General features: G+C 65.1%; 2 protein-coding genes. Both read right to left on the reverse strand.

From position 1 onward, the window contains the following. On the reverse strand, positions 1–11229 hold an 11229-nt coding region (locus ACK6AU_RS29795; protein WP_409303212.1), incomplete at its 3' end, for an amino acid adenylation domain-containing protein. Beyond that, positions 11226–11491 (reverse strand): phosphopantetheine-binding protein (locus ACK6AU_RS29800; protein WP_409303214.1); only part of this gene is annotated, 266 nt, incomplete at its 5' end. The genes ACK6AU_RS29800 and ACK6AU_RS29795, both read right to left, overlap by 4 nt.

An 11491-nucleotide genomic window follows, 5' to 3' on the forward strand; every position in this document is an offset into this window, starting at 1 on the left:
TTCGGCGGCGGGCAATACCGACAGTTGCGCCAGGGCCGTGCGAGGGGCCATTTCCAGTGCATTGGCCAGGTTATCCAGGCTGATCAGCAGGTAGTCCAGCAGGCGCTGCGCACCGATTACCCGCGGTGCGCGCGCGGTCAGGCGGAACTCACTGCCCAGGTCATCGACTTCCAGCACCAGCGGGTAGCTGACGATGCTGTCGCTTTCCAGCCCGACGATACCTTCCCAGGCCTGTTGGCTGTGTTCATCAGCGGCTGTGATATGGCGGTAATTGAGCAGGCTGTTGAACAGCGGCGTTGGCGCGGCCACCGCGCTGCAGCGTTGCGCCAGGCTTAACGGTGCGTGCTCGTGGGCCAGCAATGCCGACAACCCGGCGTGGGTGTGCTTGAGTGTTGCCTTGACCTGCAGGCCGGCCATTTTCACGCGCAGCGGCAAGGTGTTGATAAACATGCCCAAGGCCCGGTCGGCGCCCTCACCGGCTTGCAGACGGCCCAGCAGCACGGTACCGAACACCACGTCATCCTGGCCCGACATGGCGCCCAGGATTTGTGCCCATGCCAGGTGATACAGGCTCGCCGCACTCACCCCGGCCAAACGTGCCTGGGCCCGGATCCGCAGCCCCAGCGCTGCCGGCACGCTGCCGAGCACTTGCTCGCTGCTCGCGGCGTCCATGGTGTCGAGCCAGCCGAACGCCAGGGTCGGCTGGTCAAAGTCGCCGAGCATGTCGCGGAAAAACGCTTCATGGGCGGCGCGGTCCTTGCCTTGGCGGGTTTGCGCCACGTAGTTGCGATACGGCACGCTGGCGGGCAACCGCTGCTGCTGGTCGAGCATATGCGCTTCGATTTCCGCCATCAGCACACCCAGCGAAGCGGCGTCATTGACCAGGTGATGGAACACCAGCATGCCGATCCAGCGTTGCTGGCGGGGGTCATGGGCGACCCCAAGGTGCATCATCGGCGCGCGGCGCAGGTCCAGCGGGAAACGGCTCGGGTCGAGTTGTTCACGCACTTGCGCCGCCACGTCGCCGTCTTCATCCACAGACAATGACGTGAGCCCCAGCGGGGCCTCGCGCCACACCACCTGCACCGGCGTTTCCAGGCCATCCCAGACCAGCGCGGTACGCAGGATATCGTGACGGGCAATCACCGCCTGCAGGGCTTGGGCAAACCCATCCAGGCGCTCGCGGCTGTCAAACGCAAACAGCGCGTGCTGCTGATACGGATCGCCGTGGCTGGCGGTGACGTGGTGATACAGCAGGCCTTCCTGCAAGGGTGCCAGCGCGTAGATATCTTGCACGTTGGCCACGCCGCCCGGGACACCGGCGACCACCCGATCAATGCCAGGCTGGTCCAGGTCGGCCAAGGGCAGCATGTCAGGGGTAATGTGCTCACAGCCCAGGCTGATGCGATTGGCCGGGGCCGCGCTCATGCGTCCGTTATCGACGGCCGCCGCCAACGCGGCAAGGGTCGGCTGGCTGAACAACACCCGCACATCGGCGCTGAGCTCGACCTGACGCATGCGTTCGATCAGGCTCACCGCCAGCAACGAGTGGCCGCCCAGTTCGAAGAAGTTGTCATGGCGCCCCACTTGCTCGACCTTGAGCACGTCGGCCCAGATCTGTGCCAGCAGGGTTTCGATCTGGCCCTGGGGCGCTTCGTAGCCACGGCTGAGCAGCGCGTCCTGATCCGGCGCCGGCAAGGCCTTGCGGTCGACCTTGCCGTTGTTGGTCAGCGGCAGGCTGTCCAGGCGCACGTAGGCGGCCGGAACCATGTAGTCCGGCAACTGATCATGCAGATAGTCGCGCAGTGCTTCGATGTCCACTCGGCTGCGTTCAGTGAAGTAGGCCACCAAACGCTTGTGCCCCGGTTCATCCTTACGCGCCAGCACCACCACGTCCTTGACCTGCGGGTGTTCGCCCAGGCGCGTTTCGATCTCGCCCAGTTCGATACGGAAGCCGCGAATCTTCACCTGCTGGTCGTTACGCCCCAGGTACTGCAAGGTACCGTCGCCACGCCAGGCCACCAGGTCGCCGGTGCGGTACATCAAACCGCCGTCGTTGAATGGGTCGACCAGGAACGCGTGGGCCGTCAGGTCGGCACGGTTCAGATAACCCAGGGCCACGCCCTGCCCGCCGATGTACAACTCGCCGGCGACCCCCACCGGCACCGGTTGCTGGCGAGCATCCAGCACGTAGGCGCGGCTATTGCCGACCGGCTTGCCAATCGGAATGCTGCCCTCGTCCGCCCGCTGAATCTCATAGGTGGTCGAGAAGGTGGTGGCTTCGGTGGGGCCATAGCCGTTCAACAGGTGCTGCGGCGCACCGTCCTTAAGCACACGGGCGATCACGCTTGGGTCCAGCACATCGCCGCCAACAATCAGGTAGCGCAGTTGCGGGAAGACTGGCAGCAAACCTTCGGCGTACTGATGGAACAAACCGGCAGTCATCCACAGCACGCTGATCGACTGCTCTTGCAGCAAGGTCGCAAAGGCCTCACGGGACAACAGCGTGTCCTGATCGACCACCACCACTGCGCCGCCGTTGAGCAACGGTGCCCACACGTCCAGAGTGCTGGCATCGAACGCCGGGTTGGAAGCGAACGCCACGCGGTCCTGGGGATTGAACTCGGCATAACCGTTGTTGATCACCAGCCGTGTGATCGCCCGGTGCGGCACCAGCACGCCCTTTGGCGTGCCGGTGGAGCCGGAGGTGTACATGATGTAGGCCGCGGTTTCCGACGACTGTTCCAGGCTCGGGTTGTGCTCGGGTTCCACGCTCAGGTCGAGGCTGTCCAGGTCAAGGCGATGGCCCGCCACCTCGGTCGCGCGGGTGGTCAACACCCAGCGCGCGCCGCTGTCTTCGATCATGAAGGCTTGGCGATCCGTCGGCGCATTCACGTCCAACGGCACATACACCGCCGCGCACTTGCTGATCGCCAACTGGGCCACCAGCAGATCCAGGGAACGCTCCAGCAGGATCGCCACCCGCTCACCCGGCGCGGCGCCGAGGCCCAGCAAGTGGTGGGCCAGTTGGTTGGCCCGCGCGTTAAGTTGCGTGTAGCTCAGTGAAACCGCGCCCTGCACCGCTGCCACGGCGTGCGGCGTTGCCGCTGCCTGCTGCTGGAACACGTCGTGCACAGTCTGCCCGTCGGGATAGGCACGCGCCGTGGCGTTGAACGCCTGCAGCACTTGCCGCGCTTCTTCCACCGGCAACACCGTGACCTGCTCCAACGGCAGCTGCGGCGTCTGCTCCAGTGCCTGCACCAAGTGCGTGACGGCGGTCAGCAGGTAGTCACAGATGCGGCGCGCCTCAATCGGCGAGACCACCAGCGCGCTGAGGTTGAACTGCTCGCCCAGGTCATCGACGCTCAGGGTGATGGGGTAGTTGGTGCGTTCTTCGGCGTGCAGCAGGTACATGCCGTGCCACGCCTGGTCCATCTCCACCGCGTCTTCGACCCCGGCACTGTGGCGATAGTTGAGCAAGGCACTGAACAACGGCGTGGTCGCCGCGACTCCGCTGCAACGCTGGGCCAGGGCCAGTGAAGCATGTTCATGCCCCAGCAATGCCGTGAGCCGCGCATGGGTGGACTTGACCGCCGCCCGCACACTGGCCTGCGCCACATCCACGCGCAGCGGCAAGGTATTGATGAACATCCCCAGCGCCCGGTCCGCGCCCTCGCCGCCTTGCATGCGCCCCAGCAGCACGGTGCCGAACACCACGTTCTGACGACCCGACAAGGTGCCCAGTACACGGGCCCAGGCCAGGTGGAACAAACTGGCGGCACTCACCCCGGCCTGGCGCGCCTGCTCGCGCAGCCGCAGGCTGAGATCGAGGTCCAGCAAGTGCGTGGCCTCGCCCACACCGTGACCTTCGCCCTGCACATCCTGCAGGCCGAACGGCAGGGTCGGCTCGTCGATATCGCCGAGCATCTCGCGGAAAAACGCCTCGTGCTCCGCTTCGCTGCTGCCCAGCCGGGCCTGCGCCACATAATTGCGATAAGGCACGGCATGCCCCAGCGCCTGGCCATGACCCAGCAGGATCTTGCGCATTTCCTGCTGCACGGTATCGAGCGCGGTGTGGTCCATGACCAGGTGATGGAACATCAGCACCGCGACGATGCGCCGGTTGCCCAGGTCCTGGGCGTAGACCATGCGCATCAAGGGCGCCTGAGTCAGGTCGAGGCGATAGTGACGGGCGTCGAAACGCTCGCGCAGTTGCGCCAGCACGTCACCTGCCGCCGGGTCGCAGACGACCTCCTGCACCACCAGTCGGGCCTTGCGCCAGACCACTTGCATCGGGCTTTCCAGACCTTCCCAGACCAGGCCGGTACGCAGGATGTCATGCCGGTCGATGACCGCTTGCAGCACATCGGCGAACACCTGGAAACGCTCAAGGTTGTCGAAGCCGTAGCTGGATTGCAGCAGGTAAGGGTCACCTTCGTCGGTACGGATATGGTGGTAAAGCACCCCTTCCTGCAACGGCGCCAAGGGATAAATATCCTGCACATTGGCCACGCCGCCCGGTACCGAGGCGACAATGCGGTCGATGCCGGCCTGGCTCAGTTGGGCCAGCGGTAACAGTGCCGGGGTGATGCGCTCGCAGTCGGGGGTAATCAGGTTGGCCGGCACGGCCACCTCGCGTCCGCTACCAACCGCAGCCGCCAGCGCGGCGAGGGTTGGCTGGCGGAACAACACCCGTACATCGGCGCTCAGGCTGGCCTGGCGCATGCGTTCGATCAGGCTCACCGCCAGCAACGAATGGCCACCCAGTTCGAAGAAATTGTCGTGGCGCCCCACTTGCTCGACCTTGAGCACATCGGCCCAGATCTGCGCCAGCAGGGTTTCGATCTGGCCCTGGGGCGCTTCGTAGCCACGGCTGAGCAGCGCGTCCTGATCCGGCGCCGGCAAGGCCTTGCGGTCGACCTTGCCGTTGTTGGTCAGCGGCAGGCTATCCAGACGCACATACGCGGCCGGGACCATGTAGTCCGGCAACTGGTCATGCAGATAGTCGCGCAGGGTTTCGATGTTGATGGTTTCGCGTTCGGTGAAATAAGCCACCAGGCGCTTGTGCCCCGGCTCATCCTCACGCGCCAGCACCACCACGTCCTTGACCTGCGGGTGTTCACCCAGGCGCGCTTCGATCTCGCCCAGTTCGATACGGAAACCACGGATCTTCACCTGCTGGTCGTTACGGCCCAGGTACTGCAAGGTGCCGTCAGCACGCCAGGCCACCAGGTCGCCGGTGCGGTACATCAAACCGCCGTCGTTGAATGGGTCGACCAGGAACGCGTGGGCCGTCAGGTCGGCACGGTTCAAGTAACCCAGGGCCACGCCCTGGCCGCCGATGTACAACTCGCCGGCGACCCCCACCGGCACCGGTTGCTGACGGGCATCGAGCACGTAGGCCCGGCTGTTGCCGACCGGTTTGCCGATGGGGATGCTGCCCTCGTCCGCCCGCTGAATTTCATGGGTGGTGGAGAAGGTGGTGGCTTCGGTCGGGCCGTAGCCGTTGAGCAAGTGCTGCGGTGCGCCGTCCTTGAGCACACGGGCGATCACGCTTGGGTCCAGCACATCACCGCCAACAATCAGGTAGCGCAGTTGCGGGAAGACTGGCAGCAAACCTTCGGCGTACTGATGGAACAGGCCGGCGGTCATCCACAACACGCTGATCGACTGTTCTTGCAGCAAGGTCGCAAAGGCCTCACGGGACAACAGCGTGTCCTGATCGACCACCACCACTGCGCCGCCGTTGAGCAACGGCGCCCACACGTCCAGAGTGCTGGCATCGAATGCCGGGTTGGAGGCGAAGGCCACGCGGTCCTGCGGATTGAACTCGGCATAACCGTTGTTGATCACCAGCCGCGTAATCGCCCGGTGCGGCACCAGCACGCCCTTTGGCGTGCCGGTGGAGCCGGAGGTGTACATGATGTAGGCCGCGGTTTCCGATGACTGTTCCAGGGCCGGGTTGTGTTCCGGCTGATTGCCAAGATCAAGGGTATCCAGGTCAAGGCGGTGGCCAGTGACCTCGGTCGCGCGGGTGGTCAACACCCAGCGGGCGCCGCTGTCTTCGATCATGAAGGCTTGGCGATCCGTCGGCGCGTTCACGTCCAGCGGCACATACACCGCCGCGCACTTGCTGATCGCCAACTGTGCCACCAGCAAATCCAGCGAACGTTCCAGCAGAATCGCCACCCGCTCACCCGGCGCGGCGCCGAGGCCCAGCAGGTGGTGGGCCAGGCGGTTGGCGCGGCTGTTCAGTTCGCCATAGGTCAGTCGCTGCCCATCCTGTACAGCAGCCAGTGCCTGGGGCTGCGTGGCCACGAGCGCTTCGAAAACCCCGTGCACCGTCAGCGTTGAAGGGTACGCCCGTGTGGTGGCGTTAAAGGTCCGCAGCACCTGTTGGCGTTCGGCCGCCGGCAGTATCGCCAGGGCCTGCAGCGCCGTGGTCGATGACTGCTCCAGCGCCTGCACCAACTGCTCCAGCGCCTGGTGTACAAAGCCGCACACCCGTTGCGCGCCGACCTGAGCCAGCGTCAATACGGTCAAGCTGAAACCGTCACCCCACTCGTCCACGTTCAAGGTCAGCGGGTAGTTGGTGCGCTCCTCACCGCCGAGCCCTTCCATACCCTGCCAGGCTTGCTGGACTTGCTCGGAGGCTTCGGCCACGGTGCTGTGCCGGTAGTTCAGCAATGCACTGAACAACGGCAAGGGCGCGGTCACCTGGCTGCAGCGTTGCGCCAGGGCCAGCGACGCGTGTTCATGCCCCAGCAACGCGCTGAGGCGCACATGGGCCTGGCGCACGCCGGCACGGGCATCGCGCTGGTCGATATCCAGGCGCAGCGGCAAGGTATTGATAAACATGCCCAATGCCCGTTCGGCGCCTTCACCGCCGAGCATGCGGCCCATCAGCACGGTGCCGAACACCACGCTCTGCTGGCCGGTCGCGGCCGCGAGCACCTGTGCCCAGGCCAGGTGAAACAGGCTGGCGGCACTGACGCCAAGCTGACGCAACTGGCCACGCAGGCGCCGATCGAGTTCGGCATCGACCACCAGGTGCGCTTCTTCGATCTGTTGGGCATCGCCTTGTACATCGTGCAGACCGAAGGGCAAGGTCGGGGTGTCGATATCCCCGAGCCACTCGCGAAAGAACGCCTCATGTTCCTGCTCGCTGACCCCCAGGCGCGCCTGGGCCACGTAATGGCGATAAGGCACCGGTTCGGCCAGTTGCACAGCCGGGTCCACCAGGTAGGCCTGCATTTCCTGGCTGACCACTTCCAGCGCGGTATGGTCCAGGGCGATGTGGTGGAACAGCAGAATCGCCGCCACACGCTGCCGGGCCGGGTCCTGGGCATACACCAGTTGCATGAGCGGCGCGCTGGCCAGGTCGAGACGATGTTGGCGGGCGCCGAACCGTTGCTCAAGCTGGGCCATCACATCATCGCCGGTCTCTTCCAGCGACACCTCTTGCACAGCCAACTCAGCCTTGCGCCACACCACTTGTACCGGGGCCGGCAGGCCTTCGAGCACAATCGCGGTACGCAGGATGTCGTGTCGATCGATCACGCGCTGCAGCGCCTGGGTAAATGCCTGCAAACGCTGCATGTCGGCAAAGCTGAAGCGCGCCTGCAGCAGGTACGGATCACCCTGCTCGGCGCTGAGGTGATGGTACAGAATGCCTTCCTGCAGCGGCGCCAGCGGGTAGATGTCCTGCACGTTGGAGGCGCCACCCGGCACGCTGTCGACAATCCGGTCAAGGCTGGCCTGGTCGAGGCTGACCAGTGTCAGCAGGTCCGGGGTAATGCGCGTGCACCCGGGTTGAATGCGGTTGGGCTCGACCGTCACTTCACGGCTGTGGCCAACGGCAGCGGCCAATGCCGCCAGGGTCGGCTGGTTGAACAGCACGCGCACGTCGGCCTGCAAGCCCGCCTGGCGCATGCGGCTGATCAGGCCGACCGCGAGCAACGAATGCCCGCCCAGTTCGAAGAAATGGTCATGGCGACCCACGCGCTCGACCTTGAGCACTTCGGCCCAAATCTGCGCGAGCGCGACTTCCACCTCACCCACCGGCGCCACGTAGTCACGGCTCGGTTGTGCGCTTTGATCCGGTTCCGGCAGCGCCTTGCGGTCCAGCTTGCCGTTGGCCGTCAGCGGCAGGTTGTCCAGGTGCATGTAGGCCGCCGGGACCAGCGCGTCCGGCAATTGGGCTTGCAGGTAGCGGCGCAGCTGCTCGATATCCAGCGCCTCACGCGCGGTGAAGTAGGCGATCAGGCGTCCGTCGCGGGCAATCACCACGGCTTCGCGCACATCGGGATGTGCGCCCAGGCAGCTCTCGATTTCGCCGAGTTCGATGCGCACACCGCGGATTTTCACTTGGTCGTCGTTACGACCCAGGTACTCAAGGCGGCCGTCAGCCAACCAGCGCACCAGGTCGCCGGTGCGGTACATGCGTGCCTGCGGGTCGGCGCTGAAGGGGTCTTGCAGAAAGCGTTCGGCGGTCATTTGCGCACGGTTCAAGTAACCGCGGGCCACCCCGGCACCGCCCACATAGAGTTCACCGGCGACGCCCAGCGGCACCGGCTTGAGTTGTGCGTCGAGCACGTACACCTGGGCATTGGCCACCGGTTTGCCGATGTGCAGGGGCTGCCCGGCTTCGATCACGCCGGAGGTCGCGACAATCGTCGCTTCGGTCGGGCCGTAGTTGTTGACCAGGGTGAAGCGCTGCGCCTGGGTGAACTGGCGCAGGCGGTCGCCGCCGATCAGCAGGGTCTTGAGGGTCGGGTGTTGCAGGTTCTGGCTGAAGGCGTATTCAGCCACCGGCGTGGGCAGGAAACTGACGTCCAGCGGTTGGGCCTGCCACCAGGTGAGCAGCGCATCGATGTCTTCGTTGCCCTGCGCCGCCGGTGGCAGGTGCAAGGTGGCGCCCACGCACAGCGCCGGCCAGACTTCCCAGGCCATGGCGTCAAAGCCGAACCCGGCGACGCTGGAGGTGTGGCTGCCGGCGTTGAGGTTGAAGGCCTCGCAATGCCAGTTCACCAGGTTGTCGAGGGTCTGGTGCTCGACCATCACGCCCTTGGGCAAACCCGTGGAACCGGAGGTGTAGATCACATACGCCAGGTGTGCCGGGGTCAGGCCGGCAATCCGTGGATTGGCGCGCGCGGGGCCGGCCAGCAACAGACGGTCAAGTTCGAGTACCGGTACGCTCATCGCCGGCAAGCGCTCGGTCAGCCCCGGTTGCACCAGCACCACCACCGGAGCGCTGTCTTCGAGCAAGTAGCCGATGCGGTCCGGTGGATGGGCCGGGTCGACGGGTACGTAGGCCGCGCCGGCCTTGAGGATGGCGACCAGGCCCACCAGGGTTTCCAGGCTGCGCCGCGCACAGATGGCCACGCGATCGTCCGGCTGCACGCCCAGTTCGATCAGGCGATAAGCCAGGTGGTTGGCTTGCCGGTTCAGTTCGGCATAGGTCAGCGTCTGGCCCTCGTACACCACTGCGAGCGCCTCGGGGCTGCGCTCTACCTGCTGTTCGATACGCTGGTGGATGGTCAACCCGCGTGGGTAGTCGGCATGGGTCTGGTTGAAACCTGCCAGCACCTGGTGGCGCTCGGCATCCGGCAACACCGGCAGCTGGTTGACGGGAGCCTGCGGGTTTTGCTCCAGCGCCTGGACCAGATGGTCCAGGGCGGTATGCATGTAGTCGCAGAAGCGTTGCGCTCCCAGCACCGGCAAGGCCTGAACGGTAAAGGAAAAACCGTCGCTGTACTCATCGACGCTCAGGGTCAGCGGGTAGTTGGTGCGTTCTTCGGTATGGAAGAATTCGATGCCGCGCCAGGCCTTTTCGGCCTCGTCACTGGCGTGGGCCAGCGTGCTGTGACGATAGTTGAGCAAGGCACTGAACAAGGGTTGCGGTGCGGCGACGCCACTGCAGCGTTGCGCCAGCACCAACGGTGCATGCTCATGACCGAGCAATGCGCTCAGCCGGGCATGGGTGGCCTTGAGCGCCGCCTGGGCGCCTTGTTCAGCGATATCCACCCGCAGTGGCAAGGTATTGATGAGCATGCCCAGCGCGTGCTCGGCGCCCTCGCCTGCCTCCATCCGCCCCAGGAACACCGTGCCGAACACCACGCGCTGCTTGCCGGTGACGGCCGCCAGCACTTGTGCCCAGGCCAGGTGGCACAGGCTCGCGGTACTCACGCCCTGCTGGCGGGCCTGGGCACGCAAGCGCAGGCCCAACGTCGGCGCGACGGCCAACACGGCCTCCTCCAGGGCATTGCCATCGCCCTGCACATCCGCCAGGCCGAACGGCAGTGTCGGCTCGTCCACCTCGCCGAGCATGTCGCGAAAGAACGCTTCGTGCTGTTGTTCAGTCACGCCCAGGCGCGCCTGCGCCACGTAATTGCGGTACGGCACCGGCTTGCCCAGTTGCGCGGCGTGGCCCAGCAGGTATTGCTGGATTTCATGCTGCACCACGGCCAGCGCGGCATGGTCGGAGATGATGTGATGCAACATCAGCAAGGCCAGCCAGCGCCCATTGTGTGGGTCATGGGCATAGGCGATGCGGATCAGCGGCGCCTGGCTGAGGTCGAGGCGAAAGTGCCGGGTGTCGAAACGCTGCTCCAGTTGCTGGCGGATATCTCCGTCAGCCGGGTCCAGCACCAGCTCTTCGAGCGGCAAACGGGCCTGGCGCAGCACGACTTGGTGGGGCTCGTCGAGCCCGTCCCAGATGACGGCGGTGCGAAAGCTGTCATGCCGGTCGATCACGCCTTGCAGGGCCTGGTTGAAATCGTCCAGGCACTGGCGGTTATCCATGCCGATGACGCATTGCAGCATATAGGGATCGCCCTGCTGCGCCGACAGGTGGTGGAACAGGATCCCCGATTGCAGCGGCGCCAGCGGGTAGATGTCCTGGATATTGGCGGCGCCGCCGGGCAGGTGCGCGACGATACGGTCGATGGCCGCCTGGTCGAGTGTGGTCAGCGTCAGCATGTCCGGCGTGATCCGCGAGCAACCGGCGACGATGCGGTTGGCCGGAATGTCCACCTGCCCGGCGCGCTGTGCCCTGTACTGCCCGGCATTGATCAAGGCGATCAGCGCCGCCTTATGCTCACGCAGTGAAGCGAGCACACTCGGCTCCTTCAATGCCTGCTTGTTGCCCTGTACGACGAGCTGGTCACCCTTGACGGAGAGCTGAACGTCTTTTTCTTTTAATGTCGCCAACAGTTCGAGAACACTCACAGGACCATCTCCATTCTTTCGGTAATTTCGGCGTACTCCCAGAGCGTGGGTTGCTCGAACAGCGCCTTGACGTTCGCATCGATGCCATCCTGGCGTAACCGCCCGATCAGGCTGACAGCCAGCAGTGAGTGGCCGCCCAATTCAAAGAAGTTGTCGTGACGCCCGACTTGCTCCACCTCGAGCAATTCGCACCAGAGCCGCGCCAGGGCGATTTCCGTCTCGCCCACCGGAGCCTCGTACTCGCGCACCCGTACCGACGTGT

Source organism: Pseudomonas sp. KCJK8993, assembly GCF_046230915.1.
Lineage (GTDB): Bacteria > Pseudomonadota > Gammaproteobacteria > Pseudomonadales > Pseudomonadaceae > Aquipseudomonas > Aquipseudomonas piscis.